This window comes from Cohaesibacter marisflavi (genome assembly GCF_900115225.1).
In the GTDB taxonomy this organism is placed as follows: domain Bacteria; phylum Pseudomonadota; class Alphaproteobacteria; order Rhizobiales; family Cohaesibacteraceae; genus Cohaesibacter; species Cohaesibacter marisflavi.
Window position 1 is genome coordinate 424,707 of the sequence record NZ_FOVR01000002.1, and the last position, 19,260, is coordinate 443,966.

Consider the following 19,260-nt stretch of genomic DNA (forward strand, 5'->3'; position numbering starts at 1 on the left):
GGCCGACGAGTATCGGCCAACTGATTCATGTATGGGGTATTTGAAGCCAGATCGCCTCAAGACGCAAGGCGACAGATGCCGAAATCAGAGCTGGCGTCCACCGGTTGCGCTCTCGGCCAAAGCCCGCTCAGCGCTGCGGATATCGCGCGGTGTGCCCACATGCATCCATGTGCCATCCATGATCAGGCCGTAGAGGCGGCCATTTTCAATGGCTTTGTCAAATTCTGTATTGAGGGAGTGCGAGCCGGCTGGTGCATCCTTGAACAGGCGTGGATGCATGATGGCAGCGCCGCTGTAAACATAAGGGGAGACTTCGTGTGCCTTGCGGCGACGCAAACGGCCATGCGGGTCGAGCAGAAAATCACCGCGCCCCTTGTAGCCGACTGCCGTTACGGTTGGCGCCAGCAGCAGCAGGGCGTCCATGGTTTCGTCGATCCAGTAATGGGCCAGAAGATCAAGATTGGGAACAGACCCTTCCATCCAGAAGCTGTCTGAATTGAGCAGATAGAAAGGCTCTTTGCCCAGATGGGGCAGCGCCTTGGTCACGCCGCCGCCAGTTTCCAGCAGGCCATCACGCTCATCTGAAATGACAATGTCGAATTTGTCATATTGCTTGACATGCACCTCGATCAAGTCTGCCAGATAATGCACGTTGATAACAGTGCGATCCACGCCGGCCCGTTCGAGTGCAGTGAGCGGGCGGTCGATGATCGCCTTGCCACCTACGGTAATCAGGGGCTTGGGGGTAATTGCAGAAAGGGGTCGCATGCGTTTGCCCATTCCGGCTGCGAGGATCATTCCGGTTTTGGGGCGTTTGAGCGTGGTCATGGTTTCGTCCGTGCTTTAGTCTTTATTTTCCCCGGTGGTGCAACAGGAAGCACCGGGGCTTGGCTGTGGTTATCATTCTATGCGGTCTCTGTCTGCAAAATCCGGAGACAAGGTTAAATGCTTCGCAAAAAAGCGTCAGACAGAAGAAGGCGGCATCAGCTGTTCGGCCTGATACCAGCTATGTAGAGTCTCCAAAAGAGGGTGGTCCATGCTGCGCGCCAGATAGGCAAGGCTGCGCGGGATGTGGGATAGGTAAGTGGTGCGCCCGGCCTCATTGGCCGCGCGGGCGAAGGCCCCGAGATTTTTCGAAATGCGCTGGGCGGCAGCAAGATGATAGGCTTCGTCAAAAGCCGCGCTTTGGGCGTCGTCTAGCGCACGGCTGGTCTTGTAATGCGCGAGCATCTTGTCGGCAAGCGAAGCGGGAATGGTAACACGGGCATCCATGCAAAGAGCCGCAAGGTCGTAGGCGTTCGGACCGATGAGGCAATCCTGAAAGTCGATGAAGCCGATGCGCTCCTCACCTTGTTCCCCTGCCTCTCCCAGCCAGAAACAGTTGGGATCCTGCACATCGCGCAAAACGAGCACCGGCTCCGCTTCTACGAGCCGGTCAAGCAGTGGCGACCAGAGGGCCTTGAAGGCTGTCCGCTTGGCTTGAGGGCAGGGGGCGCCATGGATATGGGGCCAGTAATGATCGAGAAAAACATCCAGCTCGACTTCGAAGGCCGCCTTGTCATAGCGGGACAGGTTATGTTGTCCACCAAAGCCACCAAATGCGTCGGGTAAAGGCTTTTGATGTAGAGCAGCCAGCGCGGTGACCGTTGCCAGATAGCGCGCCTCCACCGGCGCTTCCGGTCCTTTGGCGAGGGTCATGGTGCCAAAGTCTTCCCACAACATCAAACCTTCTTCGAGCGCGACACCATAGCGTTTAGGAACCCGCAGCCCCATGGCTTCCAACCCCTCGCTGATAGAGAGCATCGGGGCGAGGCGGGTTACGCGATGGGCGACCAGATCATAAAGGCGGCCATCATCAAGCTTGGGGCCGGGCTGGCGTTCGGGCATATCCATCAGGATGGCAGCTTGAGAACTATCGTGTTCTCTCGGAGCGCCCTGAGTTGACGGCTCGGTTTCATTGCTCTCTCCCGTCAGATCTTCAGCATGCCGGACACGATCATAAGTGCGCGGGGACAGATCCGAAGCGATCGGCTTGCGCAAGGCATCGCCCCAACCGGCATCAATCAGCAGCTGACGCTTGGCACAAAGGCGCTTGAGGCGTTCACCCCAGCGGGCATCACCTGAAAGGGTGAGCCGGCGTGCATCATCGCTTTGAGAGGGAACAAAGGACAGCCAAAGGGTCGAGGCGGGCATCAGATGATCCGCCCGGTCGGGCCATTCCACAAGGGCGGCGCCCGTCTCCCAGGCTTCCTCGAAGCCGATCTCATAGAGTTCTTCACTGTCGCTGATTCGGTATAGATCGAAATGAAACAGCTCCAGCTCTTGGTCTCCGGAGGCAATGTCATATCCCTGCACCAGCGTGAAGGTCGGGCTAGGCACTTCCATGAACGGGTCATCCGCCCGTGCGCGGAGCAGGGCGCGGGCAAAAAAGCTCTTGCCCATGCCCAAATCCCCCTCCAGCGCAAGCACATCGCCACATGTGAGCAGCGGTGCAATGTCCGCAGCCAGAGCTGCGCTTGCGGCCTCAGATAACTGGTCAAAGGTAAAAGACCAATCAGAGCTGTTATGGAAAGAAGAGGATGTTTGGTCAGCCATCAGGCACCCTGCTATCAGCGCGATGAAAATGCAAAGCCATGTTCTGGGCACTGGATATAGCAGGAATGGGGAGCTTGTCGACTCTTATGGTGAAAAACTACAAGCCGCTTGCGGCATGTGAGCCATGAGCAAGACGCTCATCGTCTTGTTGCGCCTTGAGCGGTGGGTCTAACCGCCCGAGGCAAAGGGCCGCCGGAGCTTGTTATTCCGCAGCAGCAGTCGTGGATTGGGCGTCTATTTGAGGGTCAATGGGAAAGCTACAGAGTACGCTCGTACCCTTTCCCTCATTGCTGGAGATCGTCACTTTACCCCCATGCAGTTCCACAAAACTCTTCACAATCGATAGTCCGAGGCCCGCTCCGCCGCGATTCGTCTCTGTCGTGCGGCTCTCGAAGCGATCAAAGGCCGAACCGAGATATTCCTCAGGCATGCCGCAGCCGTGATCGGACACGGTGAAAATGATGTCGCTCGGTGTTCGCTCGGCCACGATGGAAATCGACGATTCTGGGTCGGAGAAGGAAATCGCATTCGAGATCAGGTTAAAGAGCACCTGCCGCACCCGCTTGGGATCGCCTTTGAACTGCCCCATGCTTTCGGCAACAGAGATATCGAGATGGATATTCTTTTCCGCCAGCCTGTCCTGAAGTCCTTCTGCAGCGGCGCGAATGGAATCCACCGGATCCACCTCTGCCAGCTCCAGCACGACGATGCCTGCATCAATGGTCGCCAGATCGAGAATATCGTTGACGATGGCCAACAGCGACGAACTGGACGTCATGATATGGTCGGTATATTCGCGCTGACGCTCATTGAGCGAACCGAAGGATTCGCTGGTGAGCAGTTCGGTGAAGCCGATAATGTTGGTCAGTGGCGAGCGCAGCTCGTAGGAAACATGCTGGATGAAGGTGTTCTTGAGTTGGTCGGCGGCCAGCAGCGCTTCGTTGCGTTCCTGCAGGCTTCTCTCGACAGTGACATTGCCCGTTACATCGACAAAGGTCATCATGGTCGCGCCATCAGGCAGCGGAATAGAGGCATAGTCAAGGAAGCGTCCGTCGATGCAGTCCATGCGCCCCATGACGCCCTCGCGTTTGTCTTCCAGCCCGACGACGCTACCGATCAATGTGGCCCACACCTTGGTGGAATCATATTTGCGGCGGCACAGCTCCAGAACGGCGGCAACATGCGGCTCGCCTTCCAGTTGGTCTTCCTGAAAGTCCCAAAGGCGGCTGAAGGCTGGGTTGGACATGCGCAGGCGACCATCCGAGCCGAACACCACAACCCCGTCATTGAGATGGTCCAGCGTTTCGCTCTGCATACGGATAAGGGCATTATAGCGCTTTTCCAGATCCAGCCGTTCGGTGACATTCTCAAAGATATAGATGACGCCCGCATCCGGATTGGGCGCAGCAATGACGCGCAGGGACTGACCATCTGGCAGATGCCACCAATGCTCATGGGCTTCCACATCGCGATAGGACGAGAGGAATTTCTTCTTCCATTCATGGAAATTGGCCTGTTCAGGTAGGCTGCGATTGATGCGCAGTTTTTCCAGAATGGCATTCTCGTCGGGATTGCTGTCAAGGAATGCCGGGTCCAGATTGAACTGGCTGCTGTAAGCGGCGTTGTAGAATTGCAATTGCTGGGATGAATCAAAAATGGCCACCGGGGTGGTCAGTTGATCCAACGTATTGGCATAGAACAGATGCATGCGATCAAGCGCCTTTTCGGCAGATTCCAGATCGGATACATCCGTTGCGATGCCAACAGAGCCCGGATGCAAGTAAATATCGGTTACATCGAAGATCTTGCGCTTGCCTTCAGCGATAATGGGCAGGCGTTTGATGGCCAGATCTTTGTCGCCACCAGTCTGACTGCGGCGTTCGTGGATCTGCAAAACAGCTTCCCGTCCGCGATGGTCGAGCAGTTCTGACTGGTCTTCCAGAACGGCTTCGAGATCACCGCCATCAACCGCCTTTACATAGGCATCATTGGCCCAGGTCAACTGACCGTCTTCATCGCGAGACCAGACAGGCATCGGCATGGAGTTGAGCAGGGTGCTCATTCGGCCCAGTTCCTTGCGATGGCGAGACACTTCATGTTCAAGCCGAACGCGGTCATGCTCATCGCCTTCCAGAACGCGCAGTTGCACCAGCGCCCGTCCACCAGAGGTGCGACCTCGGAATTCGACAAGGTTGCCATTCAGCGTCTGAGCCGACTGGACAAAGCGCTGACCCGTTGCGCGTAGCTTGGCGATGGCCGCTTCGATATCCTGCACGCTGTCGATCTGCAGCCAGTTGCCAAAGGCGAGAATAGCGTTGCCCACGGGCAGTAGATGATCATTGCTGACCAGATTGCCGATGACCACAGGCTGCTCCTGATTGCCATTCCAGATGATCATCAACTGATCTGTGGCATCCAGAAGGCTTTCCGAACGGTCCAGCTTTGTCTGCAAAGTCTGGATCGCTTCCATGGCATTGATCAGGCGCTCGCGACTGCGCCGCCGTTCGCGCATGACGGCCCATCCGGCAATCAGCACAAAGATTGTCAGGGCGCAAATAAGCGCAAGGCCGAGCATTTCCCATTGCAGTGGGTTGCCACCAAAGGATTCCGTGAGCGAAGAGGTGGGGCGTTCGACAAGGGCAGGGATGGACGGCAACAACTCTCCGGCCACCAGCTTCTGTTGGGCAGCATCAGACAGAGGGGCGGCTGCCTCCTCGGCCTGCGCCAAAGCTGCGGCAGGGAAAAGGCTGGAAATGGCCACCAGGGTCAGAAAAAAGCGGAACGAAGGGGAAGAGGATGCGTCCCGCGATGAAAGGCCCTTGGATGAATAAGGACTGGCCTTGGATCTACCGAGACGATGGGTTCTTATTATTTCTCCGAACAGGCCGTTTTTCGGCATCTTGCTCGTCCTTTCCGCCGCTTCGAAAGACCGCTCAACGGTCATTCATTTTTTTAAAATTTCCGAACAGGCCCTTCTTTTCGAGAGTCCATATCCGGGACCGGCCAAAAGCCAGTCTATCTGCCCAATTGGTCATTTGCGGTGCCCAACACACCATGACCGGTTCTTTATTCTCAGCCTAGCTTGTTCGGCTGTCTTTTTCTCGTCAGCTACGGACAGAATCCGTAAAAGACTCAGACTCCTCCATCGGCCCCTGAATGGTGCAAACAGGGGAGAAGCCTCAGGCCCAACGCATTGGATACTGCTAAGATACACGCCACTAAGAGATTTGGTTCGGGGCCTCCTCCGTTCCAAATCGAATCACTTTACATTAACCTTTCCGCGACTCGGGCAGAAGAGTCCTCGTGTAAAAATGGCCAAAAAAAAGCACCCTCTTCACATTGGGAAAAGGGTGCCTGATGGCTCGTTAACCGAGCAGATGGGTTAACCTGTTGGTTTTCCGCCATTCCTTAACAAAAGATTAAGGGAACTCTTAATAGCGGTAATGGTCCGGTTTGAACGGTCCTTCCACAGGCACGCCAATATAGTCTGCCTGCTCCTTGTTGAGCTTGGTCAGTTTGATGCCCAGTTTCTCCAAATGCAGCATGGCGACCTTCTCATCGAGGGCCTTTGGAAGCACGTAAACATCCTTGCCATAGCTGTCATGGTTCGTGAACAACTCGATCTGGGCAAGGGTCTGGTTGGTGAAGCTGGCGCTCATCACGAACGATGGATGGCCGGTGGCGCAACCAAGGTTCACGAGGCGGCCTTCCGCCAGCACGATGATGCGCTTGCCATCGGGGAACTCCACTTCATCGACCTGCGGCTTCACATTGTGCCATTTATAGTTCCGCAGCGCTCCGATCTGGATCTCGCTGTCGAAATGGCCAATGTTGGAAACGATCGCACGATCTTTCATTGCCCGCATGTGATCATGGGTGATGACATCTTTGTTGCCGGTCGTGGTCACGAAGATATCGCCCTTGGGGGCGGCTTCTTCCATGGTGACCACTTCATAGCCCTGCATGGAAGCCTGAAGGGCACAAATAGGGTCGATTTCTGTAACGAGAACGCGCGCACCCTGAGAGCGCAGAGATTCGGCAGAGCCCTTGCCAACATCGCCGAAGCCGGCAACCACGGCAACCTTGCCCGAGATCATCACGTCGGTTGCACGCTTGATACCATCAACAAGAGATTCACGGCAGCCATAGAGGTTGTCGAATTTGGATTTGGTGACCGAGTCATTGACGTTGATTGCCGGGAAGGGCAGATCACCCGCTTTTGCCAGATGATAAAGACGATGCACGCCTGTGGTGGTTTCTTCGGAAACCCCGAGGATGCCGTCGCGGATTTTGGTGAACCAGCCCGGTGTTTCTTTGGCGCGTTTCAGGATCTGGGCCTTGACCACTTCCTCTTCTTCATTTTCAGGATTTGGAATGATCTCTTCGCCTGCATCCACCTTGGCACCCAGCAGCACATACATGGTGGCGTCGCCACCATCGTCCAGAATGAGGTTCGGACCTTCGCCATCGGGCCAATCGAAAATACGGTCGACATAGGCCCAGTATTCTTCAAGGCTCTCACCCTTGATGGCGTAAACAGGAACGCCGGTCGCTGCAATGGCCGCAGCGGCATGATCCTGGGTCGAAAAGATATTGCAGGTTGCCCAGCGCACTTCGGCGCCCAGAGCCGTCAGCGTTTCAATCAGAACAGCCGTCTGAATGGTCATATGCAGGGAACCGGTGATGCGAGCGCCCTTGAGCGGCTGGGAGGGGCCATATTCGGCGCGGGTCTGCATCAGGCCGGGCATTTCGGTTTCGGCAATGGTTATTTCCTTGCGTCCCCAATCAGCCAGGGACAGATCTTTGACGACATAATCAGCCATAGTGGTTCCTCAAACTCCGGAGCCGGGTCATGATGCCTGCTCCCTATTCAATCGTGTCATTTCTTACGGCGAAAAATCAGAATTGGTTTCATGATCCGCTCGATGTTGCCACAGCTATACCCTGCATGGCGCGGCAAAGCAATAATGATATAAAGAATTCTTTATATGATCTATAATGTCTGAATCGTACAATATTTGTTGAAAATACCACCCTTTGCTGCTGCCTTCCTGCCGGAAAGGCACCGAATATGTGGTCTCTGTCATATTACCTCCTTTTTGTGTAACCATTGAAAGAGGAGCAGGGGATTACCCTTGGGACTATCCTTCTGCCGGAAAGGGTGTGCGGGCCATGTGGGCTGGCAAGCAAGTATCAGGAGACGAATGAATGAAGCATTGCATCATAACCGGAGCCAACCGCGGTGTTGGTCTTGCTTTGGTGACGGCCTATCTGGAAAAGGGCGATTGGCACGTCCATGCCTGCTGTCGCCAGCCGGAGAAGGCAGATGCCCTGCGCGAACTTGTAACAAGCCATCTGGGACGCATCACACTTCATACGCTTGACGTGGTGGATCAGGCTTCGGTTGATGCGCTGGCTGAAGATCTCAAGGATCTGCCTATCGATTTGCTGATCAACAATGCTGGCATCAAGGGGTCCAAGCACCAATCGCGCAGCGATATGGATTATGATGCATGGGCCGAAACTTTTGCTGTCAATGCCATGGCCCCCTTGAGGGTCACCGAAGCATTTTTGCCCCATCTCAAGGCCGCTGAAGGCGCCAAGATTGCCACCATCTCCAGCCAGATGGGAGCCATTTGCCATAAGGGAACCGGACAATATGCCTACCGCTCCTCCAAGGCTGCGGTCAACAAGGTCATGTCTATTCTGGCGCAGGAAGTGGCAGCCGACGGCCTCATTTGTATTCTGCTGCATCCGGGTTGGGTGCAAACCGACATGGGGGGAGCGCATGCCGACATCTCGCCCAAAGAGAGCGCCGGAGGCATTGCCGAAACCATCGATAAGGCAACGCTCAAGGATAATGGCAGCTTCTTTAAATGGAATGGTGAACCTCATGGATGGTAAGCGGTGATGGGTACGGTCTTCTTTGTCCTTTCCAAGATTGTCGGGTTGCTGTTGCTGGTCGAGAGCTGGCTTTTGCTCGGGCTGCTTTTCAGTCTGGCCATGCTGTTTGCGGGCGCGGTGGTGCCTGCCAGATGGGGGCTGACGATAACCTTGCTCATTCTCGTCCTTGTGCTGTCCCCGTTAACGGACATGGCGCTGGCCAAGTTGGAGACCACTTATCCAACAAACCCCGATCTGACCAAGGGCAAGCCGATCGATGGCATCCTCGTGCTGGGTGGCAGCATCGTGACCGGCCATTCCGAAACATGGAAGCAGCCTGAACTCAACCATGCCGGGGAACGGATCACCGAAGCTGCCCGTCTCGCCCGCTTGCTGCCCGATATTCCGATCTTCATATCAGGGGGCAACGCGTCGCCTCTTGATGTCGTGCTTGGTAACAGGGGTGCCAGTGAAGCGGAAATGACCCGCGATCTTCTGGTCGGGATGGGCGTTGAAGCCAGCCGCATTCAGATAGAGACCAAATCGCGCAATACCGCTGAAAATGCCACATTCTCCGCCCGTCTGGTTGGCGATGATATATCAAAGCATTGGCTACTGATAACCAGCGCCTTCCATATGGCCCGTTCCATGCGCAGTTTTGAACGCGCTGGTTGGACAGACCTGATGCCCTATCCGGTGGATCATCGCACCAACCTCTCCAGTAAGCCCTTCAGCTGGTATCCCGGCGGCAAGATCGAGCGAGCGGACTTGTTGATCAAGGAGCTGGTCGGGCTGGTCGTCTATGGCTGGACAGGCCGCTAGCCCTCTGTCTGCACGGTAAGCAGGGTCGTAAGCGAAAAGTGAGAGTTGTCGGATTAATTGTTCATTAATCATGTGTCGTAACCGAATATTTTTGAAGATCCTCTAGTTTTGGTTGTCTAGGACGGGTGGGGTCAACGGTATCGAGCAGGCGATGTGCATTGGTGCGTCGATCATCTTTGGCTGTCTGGGAAGCACACAGGTAAGCAATATATGACAGAAGCGACACAAGTGGCCTCGACAGGGGCCATGGCCAAGATACGGCGGTTGATCGGTAGTGGAGATGCGCGGGGTCTGTTTGGAACGATGGTGCTCAAAGCTGGCAGCGCTGTCATCTCCTTTGCGCTCTTCTCGCTGGCGGCGCACGCTGCCGGAGCCGTTGAATTCGGGCGCTTTTCCATTCTCTTTTCGGTTCTGTCCATTTTGGCCATCGTGGCGGCATCCGGACAGGAAATGCAGGTCGTCCGTTCCTGGAATGAGTATCTGGCATCCGATCGCCCCGGATTGGCCTTGGGTGCCGTGCGTTATGGCTGGATGGTCAGCTCGGCCGGCGTTCTGATCGTCTGTCTGGGCTTCTGGATCGTCTATTCCATGGATCTGCCTTTCTTCCGTGAAACCATCCAGGGCAGCAACTGGACAGCCATCTTCTCCATGGCCTTTCTGGCGGGCAACTGCCTTGCGCTTTATAGCTCCCATGTGACGCGGGCTGTCGTCAGCATCAAACTGGCCGACGGACATTATGAATTCACATGGCGGGCCTTTGCCGTCCTTTTCCTGAGCATCAGTCTCTTTGTCGGCCATTCGGTCACCAGCACGGAAATTCTGGCTGTTTTTGCTCTCGGGCTGGCCTTTGTTATCGCCACGCAGGCCTATGTGGTTGCTGTGCGTATCAAAAAGCAGATCGGCGAGGTAACCCCCGGCTATGATGTACGCCAATGGACGCCGCGATCGGTGCGTCTTTGGCTTGCTTCCATCATGGAAGCCTCGAACCAGCATCTGGACGTGTTCCTGATCGGCCTGCTGCTCGATCCGGTTTCTGCCGGTGCCTATTTCGTCGCCGCCCGTCTCGCCAATGCGTTCGGCTTGGCGACCAGTGGCCTCAATACCTTCGGCACCCGTCGCGTACCGGGTCTCTATTTTGCGCGCCAGACCGCCGAGTTGAAGCATGCGCTCAATATGATGGCGGGCATGAGTTTGATGATTGTCGTGGTTGGGCTGACCGCTGTGGTCATCGGTGGCGACTATATGCTGATGATTTTTGGACGCACTTACGCTGATTATTACTGGGTGTTCCTGCTGCTTGCCACTGGCACAGGTTTGACGGCCGCCAATGGAGCGGCCCCCGCATTTCTCATGTTGACCGGCCATGAAGGGCGCTATGTGACCATCGTCACATCATCGCTTGCCCTGCGTGTGATCGGATTTTTTGTCATTATCCCGCATTTCGGCATTCTTGGTGCCGCAGCCGTGTCCGGCGCCGTCATGATCGGCATGGCGCTGCTGACAAACTATTTCTGCCGTCGCCTCACCGGTATGGATCCTTCGATCCTGCGGTTTGTGGCTGAAAGCACCGATGAAGCACCATCGGGGGCGGCAAAAGCACAACCAACTGATTGATTATCATTGAGGTGATCTCTTGAGCAATCTGGACCAAGCTGAGCCTGACATTTCAGAAGCATCAATTGCCGATGCCGCACAAGATGTTGCGGAGGCAGAGCGCCCCTTGCGTCTGCTTTTCATTCAGACACAGGCCGAGAATGCCGGTGCGCAGGAAATATCGCGCCTGCTTGGTGAGGGGCTGGCCCCCAAGGGCTATGACATTCAGCATCTGTTTTTCTATCGCAAGACCGATGCCTTCGACCATGCGCCCCATACCAGCTTCACCGTTGAAAAGCGTCCGCGCAGCCCCTTTGCGATCCTGCTCTTCTTCATCAAGCTGATTTTCCAGATCCGGGCGCTCAAACCGGACGTGGTGTTGACCTTTCAGCATTATGGCAACCTGTTTGGCGCTCCGGCTGCGCGTCTTGCCGGTGTGCGTCATGTGATCGCCAATCAGGTCTCTGCGCAGGCAACGATGAACGACACGATCCGGCGTATCGACAAGATCTGGGGCAAAATCGGACTCTATGATGTGGTGACGGTCAACTCGGTGGATACGGCAGGTGAATATGCGGACTTTCCGCCCGCCTATACGCGTCGCATCACTCATGTGCCCCATGGTTTCAAGGACAAGAGTTCAGGGCTCGGCAAGGCAGAGGCCCGTGCCCGCTTTGGTCTGTCCGATGACGTCATCCTGTTGGGGTCCATCGCGCGCCTTAACAAGCTCAAACGGCTGGAGGTGGCCATCGAGGCGCTCACCTTCAATGAATGCTGGCATCTTGTGCTAGGTGGGCAAGGCCCTGATGAAATGCGCCTACGCTCTGTGGCCAAGGCGCTCGGAGTGGAAGACCGCACCCACTTTACCGGCGAAATGGAGTCCTCCGCAGTTGGCGACCTGTTGGCAGCCATGGATATATTCCTGTTCCCGACAGAGGCGGAGACCTTCGGCCTTGCTGCCGTGGAAGCGGCCCAGACCGGCCTGCCGGTGGTTTGCAATGATCTGCCCGTCTTGCGGGAAGTCATGAAAACCGATCTCGGCCCGTGTGCTCTGTTTGCCGATAGCGATCACCCTGAAAGCTATGCAGACCCAATCCGCAGGCTTTTGCGCGACAAGACCTTGTCTGAGCAATTGACCGAGTCTGGTCGCGCGCTCAAATCTCTTTATTCCATGTCCGCAATGGTTGGCCGCTACGAACAATTGGTTTGCAGCGTCACCGGTCGCGGCTGATCTAGAACATCATTTTAATATCGCTTTTTGAAGGGAGCTCGGGGTCTATGAGATATTGCCTCCATTTCGACCCGTCCCATTGCCGTATGTGGCATGGTCGGCTTGTCGAACTCTTGTCAGCAAATGTGCAGGCACAGGTCTTTTCCTCCCGTTCGTCTGCTTCGCCGCATCCGGCTCATGTAGAGAAGTTGCTCCGCTCTGAAGCTCATTCGCTGTTTGAGGGAAAGACCTATTTGGCATCCCCGATGACGCCTGAGGCATTAGAGGAAAAGGCGCCCGCATTGAACTCGTCTGACGAGATTGATCTGGTGATCGATCTGGTGGGCGATGGCTCGGCCCCTCAAGGCAAAAAGCGGCTAACACTGCTGTTCAACGGGTTTCCCGCTGAAGCTGCGCTCATCACCTCGATCATGGCTTCAGGCATACCGCAGATTGCCTTCATCGATGAGGAGGGCACCCTTGTCGCCACCGCAGACCCTTCGGGCGAATTGGCAAAAGGCGTCTCCGGCTCCATGGAACAAACATATGCCAGAGTGATTACGCTGCTGATGGCGTGGGTGCAAAATCCCGACCGATGGGTCCAACCGCTTTGCACAAAAAAGGCCGAATGGCCTTCTGCCGGACAGCTCTCCAAACAAACCGTGAAAAACGGCATCAAGGCGAACCTCAAGCAGATATACTATCGTCTGTTTCTGCCAAGCCATTGGCGCATTGGCTGGCGTTGGGTGTCTGAAGCCGATGTCTGGAGCCGTCAATCCCTTGATGGTGAACCATGGCGCGTGCTCGATGACGTGGACAATCACTTCTACGCCGATCCGGTGCCTTGGGAAAAGGACGGGGCGCATTATCTCTTTTTCGAAGATCTCGATCCCCGCACCCAGAAGGGGATTTTGTCGGTGGTCGAGATGGACGAGAACGGGCCGAAAGGCCCTGCGCGGCCTTGTCTGAAAGAGCCTTTTCATCTCTCCTACCCCTTCCTGATCGAGCATGAGGGAGAGCTTTATATGATCCCGGAAACCTCGGCAGACGGCAAGGTGACTTTCTACCGAACTGACAGCTTTCCCGTTGGCTGGCAGCCATTCAAGACCATCCTCACCGACATTGATGCCGCTGACGTGACCATCACTCAACATGACGGGCGTTGGTGGCTCTTTTGCGTGACAAGAGATGGGGGCGGGGGCTATTCCGATTGCCTGTCTATCTTCCATGCCGATGAGCTGTTCGGCCCATGGTTTCCGCACGCGCAAAATCCGGTGCTGATCGATAAGGCAACGGCGCGGCCGGCGGGCAATTTTGTTCATATCGATGGCAGGCTCTGCCGGCCCGTGCAGGATTGCAGCAGGTCTTATGGCGCGCGCATGCAACTGGTGGAAGTTACTCACCTGTCACCGGATCACTACGAGCAAAAGACTCTCAGTATACTGGAGCCAAATGATCGCTGGCCGGGGAGAAAGCTGCATACCCTCAATCGTGCAGGACATCTTGAGGTCATCGACGGAGCCATTCTGCGCCCGCGTTTGTCATGGCTCAAAAAGCTGGCAGACCGGGTCTATCGCCCCGCCCCGCATTATGCCCGATAGGGGCCAATGGCAAAGAGTGGGTGATGCGTCCTCTTGCCTCATCTTCTCGAAGCAAATTAGGGGGGCTCTTGCGTGAAACTGCGGATAGCTGGGCATATGGTTAACCAAAACTCAATATGATCGCCGCATACTGGCAACCGAATAGAAGCATCTTTTGGCTTCTTGACGGTTTATATTGCAAATGTTTTCAGTTGCAGGGATTGGCGTATGTTTGGACGCAAGAAAAAGAAATCTGATCTGGATTGGCAGCCGGGCGTCGACCCGGAGGCTCCTGATGCAGTTGCGGCTTCTTCTGCTGAAAACAAGGCTGACAGGAAAGCTGGAAAAAAGGCGCGTCAAAAGCAGGATGAGCCCGTTTCCTCGATTTTTCACAACAATCCACCGTCCTCCGATGTCTGGAGCGGGCTGGTGCACCCGCGTGCCATCTTGCGCTTCGTACGTCAGCAATTTTTTCTTATCTGCTCCATAGCGGTTCTGGTGGTTTTGGCCGGGCTTACCATCTTCATGATGTTGCCCGAGAAATACTCTTCCACGGCGCTTATTCTGGTTGATCCACGCCAGCCGAGGGTGACCAATTCCGACACTGGAATTTCTGGTATTGGTGGCGATGCCGCCGCTCTGACCAGCTATGTGCAAATTATGAAAAGCGATGGCTTTCTAGCCAAAGTGGTTGAGGAACTCGGGGTCAAGGATGATCCTGACTATGCCAAAGCCCAGAATGAAACCGCGCTGATCGGCATGTTCCGCAGCAACATCTCCGCCTATCGTCAAGGTGCGACCTACATCGTGGAAGTCAGCGCAGTATCTCTCGATAAAACCCGTGCTGCCAAATATGCCAACGGAGTGGCTCAAGCCTTCGTGCGGGATCAGAAAGACTATCGCAGCAACGCCAATGAAGAAGCGGCCCAATGGCTTTCAGGGCGTCTGACCCTTCTGCATAGCAACCTCAAAAAATCGGAAGAAGCCGTCGTTGCCTATCGCGCTAAGAACGGGATCGTCGATGCCGGTGCTCAAGGCACGCTGGATAATCAGCAATTGACCTCGCTGGTCTCCCAGCTTGGCACCGTCACAACTGAACTGGCCGACGTCAAGGCGCGCTATGATCAGGCCCGCAAGGATGGTGTGCCGGGTAGTGCCAGAGGCTCTCAGGCTGGCGAATTTGCCAATCTTGACCAGCTTATGCAGGAGCAGAACCGACTGCGCCGTGAAGCTGCCGAATTGAACCAGACCCTGGGCAGTCGTCATCCACGCATTCTGGCCAACCGCGAACAGCAAACCATCATCGCAGGCCAGATCAGGCAGGAACAGGCCCGTCTGGTGGAGCGCGCCAAGCAGGATTATGAAACCACATTGGCCAAGAAGCAGGCGCTGGAAGGCCAGTTGGCCGATTTGCGCCAACGCTCCATTATGCTCAACAAGGCCAAGGTCGAACTGGATAATCTGGAGCGTGAAGCAGCCGCAAACCGCAATCTCTATGAGCAGTTTCTGGCCCGCTACAAGGTGACCGATGAGCAGGCGCAATTCAATTTCAACGAAGCGCGCATCGTGTCCAAAGCTCCGGTTCCCATCAAATCCACCAAGCCTTCCATCAAGCTGGTCGGAGTGGCGCTTGTCATTCTTGGGCTTCTGTGCGGCTTCATCATTGCTTTGATCCGGATCGCCTTCGCCGCCCCGGAATATAGAGGCTTTCGCACTGAACAGCGTGATGCAGACCGTTGGGATGCGGGTGGAATGGCCATGGCGACACATGGGTCGATGGGGGGCGCTGCGCCCTTGCCGGCGTCTTCAGCAACCTCGCCCCGGTTCGGATATGGCCAGTCCGGCTATACCAGCAGCGGTGTGCCAGTAGCGGCTGCCGCCTTTGCTGCAGGATCAATGGCCAAAGCCAAGGATTCCTCAAAAGGGGCTGATGCGTCAGAGCAGCCAGCCTCGCATAAGGAAGGCGACGAGCCCTCTGATAAGGACCCCTCTGTTCCGGAGAAAGATGAGGTCCAAACGCTCAAGGCTCCTGACGTTGAAGAGGTTTCTGTGACAAGGCCTCGGTCCGAAGACGCTATTGCAGCGGCTCCGGAAGATGAAGGCAAGACCGAAAGCACTGAAAGCCAAGACGGCGGCTTGGATGAGCAGGGGGAAGCCCCCGCGAGAGATGAAGCCGACATGCAAGCCGACCAGGAAGCCGATCTGGAAGCAGGGCCTGTGGTTATTCAAATGCCGCACGGCGCTTCCTCGGGCAATTCTGATCTGCCGTCGGGCTCTGAACTCAATGATTTCTTTGAAGCGCTTAATGATTTTGTCAATGAGAAGGGCGACGGAGATAAGCCGAGCATGCTGGTGACCTCTACCCAACCGGGCAACGGTCTGGATATCACCACCGACATGATCACCAACTTTGCCGTTGATGAGGGCTTTCGTCCGGTTGTTATCTCGCTTCAGGAACAGCCAAGGCTGCGTCAACAGATGGGGGGCTCTGTAGTCTCTCAACAGCAAAATGCCAAAGTGGAGCATTTCGAGGCCTTTGATCTCATTCCATTCATCGGTACGGCGGGGTTCACCGATGTTGAAGGACTTGATCTGCAGTTGGCCCAGGAACTCTCCAGCCTTATTGATTTATGCAGGGAAACCTATGGCTTCGTGATTGTTGAAGCCCAACAAATTCTCACGCCAAACGCGTTGGAAGATTTGCTTGATCTGGTGGATTGCTGCCTGTTGGTGCTTGAAAGCGGTGAACTTAGCCCGTCCGAGATGGATGACTGGTGTGAATGGTCCGCAGATACGGGCGTTGCCCTCATCGTGGATCATACTCAAAGTTAAGTATTTTCTGATATTACGACCCCTGAATGAAAAGAGTGTGGGGCTCAGGGGTATTGAATGAAAGAGATTCAACAAATTACAGTTGGTGGCTTGCCTATCGCAGTGGAAGACTGCGATGGCGCAGCGCGCACCATGCTTGATTTTGCCTATGATTGCCGAGGCAAGGAGCAAAGGCCGCTCTATGTGACCTCCGCCAATGGGCAGGTTCTTTCCATTTGCGCCCGGGATAAAGAGATCGAGGATTTGTTCCTCAAGGCCGATCTTATCCACGCCGACGGAACCCCTTTGGTAAAAGCATCGCACCTTCTGTCCAAAACGCCCTTGCCCGAACGGGTTGCGACCACAGATCTCATCCATAACGCGGCGCGTTTGGCGGAAAAGGAAAAGGCGACCTTCTATTTTTTGGGAGCGACGGACGAGGGCATCAAGCTGGCCGTTGAGACTATGCAGCGGCTTTATCCGGATTTGCAGTTTGTCGGTTACCGCAACGGCTATGTGACCCCGCAAGAAGAGGCTGAAGTGGTCGCGCGCATCAACGAAGCCAAACCTGACATTCTATGGATCGGCATGGGAGTGCCTCTTGAGCAGCGCTTTGTGGCGCGCAATCTTGAAAAATTGACCGGGGTTGGTGCGATCAAGACCTCAGGCGGTCTGTTTGATTTTCTGTCAGGCAAGAATGCCCGTGCGCCGCAATGGATGCAGGATGTTGGCCTTGAATGGGCCTATCGCATCTATCAGGAACCGGGCCGCTTGTTCTGGCGCTATTTGACCACCAATCCGCATGCACTCTGGTTGTTGCTGACCCGAACCTGCTAGCATTTTCGATCACAAGGGGGCCATGTTCATGTCGATGCTCGCTATAAAAAAAGCCTTCCGGCCGATTGCTCACCTTGCACATCTTGCCTATCCTGCCGGTCATATGCTGGCCGTTTTGAGTGCCGCTTTCGCGCTCTTGGGACTTGTTGCAGCGAGGGATGCAAGAGCATCTGACACTATAGTGGGGCAGCCGACGGGACTTCCTGCGTGCGAGGGTGTCTCTTCGCTTGCTGTTGGCGGTGCCGATGCCAAGCTGGCGCGTGGCTTCAATCTGCCCAATTGGGATCCTGACTACACCGGCTACAAACCCGATGACAGCCTTCTCAAGCAGCTTCACATGTTGGGCTTTACCCATATTCGTTTGCCGGTGAATGGCGAGCGTTTCATGGCGCGCTTTGCGTCTGAGCAGCAATCGGCAGTCTATATGGCCGCGCTGGATGCGGAAGTCCTAAGGCTGAGCGGCATGGGCTATGCCGTAAGCATCGATATTCATCCCTCAGGGCGGTTCCAGCATATTCATGTTTCAGTGCCGCAAGACGGGCTTTCCCTGCTTACCGAAGCATGGAACCGGATCGCCGAACGATCAGCGAGCTGGTCCCGATCCGATGTCTATTTCGAACTTCTTAATGAACCGGCTGCAGACGCGTCGATATGGTGGCAGCAGGCCCAGACCTTGGTAACACATCTCAATGCCATAGCCCCGGGTCGTAAATTGATCATCGGTCCGGCGATCTTTCAGCGTGTGGAAGTGCTGGCCGGTTCCGAACCGCTTGAGGGGGAGGGGCTGGTCTATGCCGTGCATTATTACGACCCCATGGATTTTACCCATCAGGGCGCGACATGGATGCAGGGGAGTTCGCTTGCTATCATCGGTCAGATGCCTTTCCCGGGGAATGCCTCGTCTCCGGCTGTGCTTAAACAGGTTGAAAAACTTAAGGCAGCTGGCATGGATGAGGCCGCCCAGACAATGCTTGACAGCTACCGTGATGGCTGGGATGCAAAGCGGATTTCTGATGCTTTCGCGATGGTCGGAGACTGGTCGCGTCGTCACCAAACGCCGGTGATCGTCAATGAGTTTGGCACCCTGACTTTTGATGTGGACCCGCATGACCGGGCCAATTGGCTGCGCGCTGTGCGGGCAGGAGCTGAGGAAAACTGTCTGGGCTGGGCGCACTGGGATTTCTCCGACGGATTCCAGATGGTCAATCCAGAAACCACCCTGCCTGACCCGCTGGTGCTCGATTCGCTCTTGCCCAATTTTTGAACTTTGCCGAGTGGAAGTTAAGAGGCGCCTGCCGATGCTGTTGCGGAGCAGTACCATGGAAGGGCTGCCAGAGGGCGCTCGTTGATGATAGGCTGGAGGCAGATTTCTTTGCTTCCTTTTCTATTGTCCCAGCCGGAGACAGCATCGATGGTTGATAAACAAACGCATAGATTGGCCTTGGCTCTCTTTTCCTGTTTTCTGGCTATGGGCGGCCTATTGGCGACGCCCGCTCAGAGCTATGATGGGGAGCTCTTTGTTGTCTGCGGGCTTAACCCCTATGGCGACAATTTTCTCTCCCTGCGCACATGCGGTTCTACCCGTTGCACAGAAATCATGCGACTTGGTCCGGATACACCGCTCCGCACTTGGGAGCCCTACGGGGAACGGGGCTGGCGTCAGGTTGATGTTTTGCCTTACCTGGACGCACCTCATAGCGGGCGTTATCCGGCTGGCTGGGTGTTTGAGCGCTATATTTGCCCGGTGCGCTATTGATCGGTACGCAGGAATGATCGTGTGAGAAAGGCCGGGGCGAGCCTTCGATGCATGTGCTTAATGAACAGCAACTCTTGAGTCACTGGGGCGAACCTTCTATGCTGCTCCAAACATTGGCAGATATTCGTAAGAAGTCGCTTTTCATTTCCGCACAGGAGGGCAAGCATCATTGA

The 19,260-nt window shown here is 55.5% G+C and carries 13 protein-coding genes; 9 read left to right on the forward strand and 4 right to left on the reverse strand.

Annotated features, from left to right (window positions below; translation table 11 throughout):
- Positions 1–84: 84 nt before the first annotated feature.
- From BM258_RS05320 to ahcY, 4 genes are all read right to left on the reverse strand, one after another.
- Positions 85–828 carry a nucleotidyltransferase family protein gene (locus BM258_RS05320; RefSeq protein ID WP_090069720.1) on the reverse strand — a complete coding sequence of 248 codons (744 nt, stop codon included), beginning with the start codon at positions 826–828 and terminating at the stop codon, positions 85–87.
- A 135-nt stretch (positions 829–963) separates the two neighbouring features.
- Positions 964–2,595, reverse strand: coding sequence for a tRNA (adenosine(37)-N6)-threonylcarbamoyltransferase complex ATPase subunit type 1 TsaE (gene tsaE / locus BM258_RS05325; protein ID WP_090069722.1), 1,632 nt, complete (start codon positions 2,593–2,595; stop codon positions 964–966).
- A gap of 202 nt (positions 2,596–2,797) precedes the next feature.
- Positions 2,798–5,494 carry a PAS domain-containing sensor histidine kinase gene (locus tag BM258_RS05330; RefSeq protein ID WP_175527929.1) on the reverse strand — a complete coding sequence of 899 codons (2,697 nt, stop codon included), beginning with the start codon at positions 5,492–5,494 and terminating at the stop codon, positions 2,798–2,800.
- A 532-nt stretch (positions 5,495–6,026) separates the two neighbouring features.
- Entirely contained in the window at positions 6,027–7,418 is a 1,392-nt protein-coding gene (gene ahcY, locus BM258_RS05335) for an adenosylhomocysteinase (RefSeq protein WP_090069726.1), read from the reverse strand.
- A 385-nt stretch (positions 7,419–7,803) separates the two neighbouring features.
- Between ahcY and BM258_RS05340 the strand changes: the two genes are divergently transcribed.
- The 9 genes from BM258_RS05340 (at position 7,804) to BM258_RS05380 (ending at position 19,087) form a co-directional block, all read left to right on the forward strand.
- Complete coding sequence (locus tag BM258_RS05340; RefSeq protein ID WP_090069728.1) at positions 7,804–8,499, forward strand: SDR family oxidoreductase; 696 nt, start codon at positions 7,804–7,806, stop codon at positions 8,497–8,499.
- Positions 8,500–8,505: 6 nt separating this feature from the next.
- Positions 8,506–9,300 carry a YdcF family protein gene (locus tag BM258_RS05345; RefSeq protein ID WP_090069730.1) on the forward strand — a complete coding sequence of 265 codons (795 nt, stop codon included), beginning with the start codon at positions 8,506–8,508 and terminating at the stop codon, positions 9,298–9,300.
- Positions 9,301–9,510: 210 nt separating this feature from the next.
- Complete coding sequence (locus BM258_RS05350; RefSeq protein WP_090069732.1) at positions 9,511–10,914, forward strand: lipopolysaccharide biosynthesis protein; 1,404 nt, start codon at positions 9,511–9,513, stop codon at positions 10,912–10,914.
- Between the two features lie 19 nt (positions 10,915–10,933).
- A complete protein-coding gene (locus BM258_RS05355) occupies positions 10,934–12,124 on the forward strand; it encodes a glycosyltransferase family 4 protein (protein WP_244544600.1) in 1,191 nt (396 codons plus the stop codon).
- A gap of 47 nt (positions 12,125–12,171) precedes the next feature.
- Entirely contained in the window at positions 12,172–13,704 is a 1,533-nt protein-coding gene (locus tag BM258_RS05360; RefSeq protein WP_139229204.1) for a glucosamine inositolphosphorylceramide transferase family protein, read from the forward strand.
- A gap of 207 nt (positions 13,705–13,911) precedes the next feature.
- Entirely contained in the window at positions 13,912–16,515 is a 2,604-nt protein-coding gene (locus BM258_RS05365; protein WP_090069735.1) for a GumC family protein, read from the forward strand.
- Positions 16,516–16,572: 57 nt separating this feature from the next.
- Positions 16,573–17,331, forward strand: a complete 759-nt coding sequence (locus BM258_RS05370; protein WP_090069738.1) for a WecB/TagA/CpsF family glycosyltransferase — start codon at positions 16,573–16,575, stop codon at positions 17,329–17,331.
- 28 nt (positions 17,332–17,359) lie between these two features.
- Positions 17,360–18,595 carry a glycoside hydrolase family 5 protein gene (locus tag BM258_RS05375; RefSeq protein ID WP_175527930.1) on the forward strand — a complete coding sequence of 412 codons (1,236 nt, stop codon included), beginning with the start codon at positions 17,360–17,362 and terminating at the stop codon, positions 18,593–18,595.
- 147 nt (positions 18,596–18,742) lie between these two features.
- Positions 18,743–19,087: a hypothetical protein gene (locus BM258_RS05380; RefSeq protein WP_139229205.1), complete on the forward strand. Its 345-nt coding sequence runs from the start codon at positions 18,743–18,745 to the stop codon at positions 19,085–19,087.
- Positions 19,088–19,260 lie beyond the last annotated feature (173 nt).

Excerpts from the sequence above, each read along its gene's own strand:
- ahcY (WP_090069726.1), bottom strand. The coding sequence starts at position 7,418 with ATGGCTGATTATGTCGTCAAAGATCTGTCCCTGGCTGATTGGGGACGC.
- BM258_RS05375 (WP_175527930.1), top strand. The coding sequence starts at position 17,360 with ATGTCGATGCTCGCTATAAAAAAAGCCTTCCGGCCGATTGCTCACCTT.
- BM258_RS05340 (WP_090069728.1), top strand. The coding sequence starts at position 7,804 with ATGAAGCATTGCATCATAACCGGAGCCAACCGCGGTGTTGGTCTTGCT.
- tsaE (WP_090069722.1), bottom strand. The coding sequence starts at position 2,595 with ATGGCTGACCAAACATCCTCTTCTTTCCATAACAGCTCTGATTGGTCT.
- BM258_RS05380 (WP_139229205.1), top strand. The coding sequence starts at position 18,743 with ATGGTTGATAAACAAACGCATAGATTGGCCTTGGCTCTCTTTTCCTGT.
- BM258_RS05320 (WP_090069720.1), bottom strand. The coding sequence starts at position 828 with ATGACCACGCTCAAACGCCCCAAAACCGGAATGATCCTCGCAGCCGGA.
- BM258_RS05330 (WP_175527929.1), bottom strand. The coding sequence starts at position 5,494 with ATGCCGAAAAACGGCCTGTTCGGAGAAATAATAAGAACCCATCGTCTC.
- BM258_RS05365 (WP_090069735.1), top strand. The coding sequence starts at position 13,912 with ATGTTTGGACGCAAGAAAAAGAAATCTGATCTGGATTGGCAGCCGGGC.
- BM258_RS05350 (WP_090069732.1), top strand. The coding sequence starts at position 9,511 with ATGACAGAAGCGACACAAGTGGCCTCGACAGGGGCCATGGCCAAGATA.
- BM258_RS05360 (WP_139229204.1), top strand. The coding sequence starts at position 12,172 with ATGAGATATTGCCTCCATTTCGACCCGTCCCATTGCCGTATGTGGCAT.
- BM258_RS05370 (WP_090069738.1), top strand. The coding sequence starts at position 16,573 with ATGAAAGAGATTCAACAAATTACAGTTGGTGGCTTGCCTATCGCAGTG.
- BM258_RS05345 (WP_090069730.1), top strand. The coding sequence starts at position 8,506 with ATGGGTACGGTCTTCTTTGTCCTTTCCAAGATTGTCGGGTTGCTGTTG.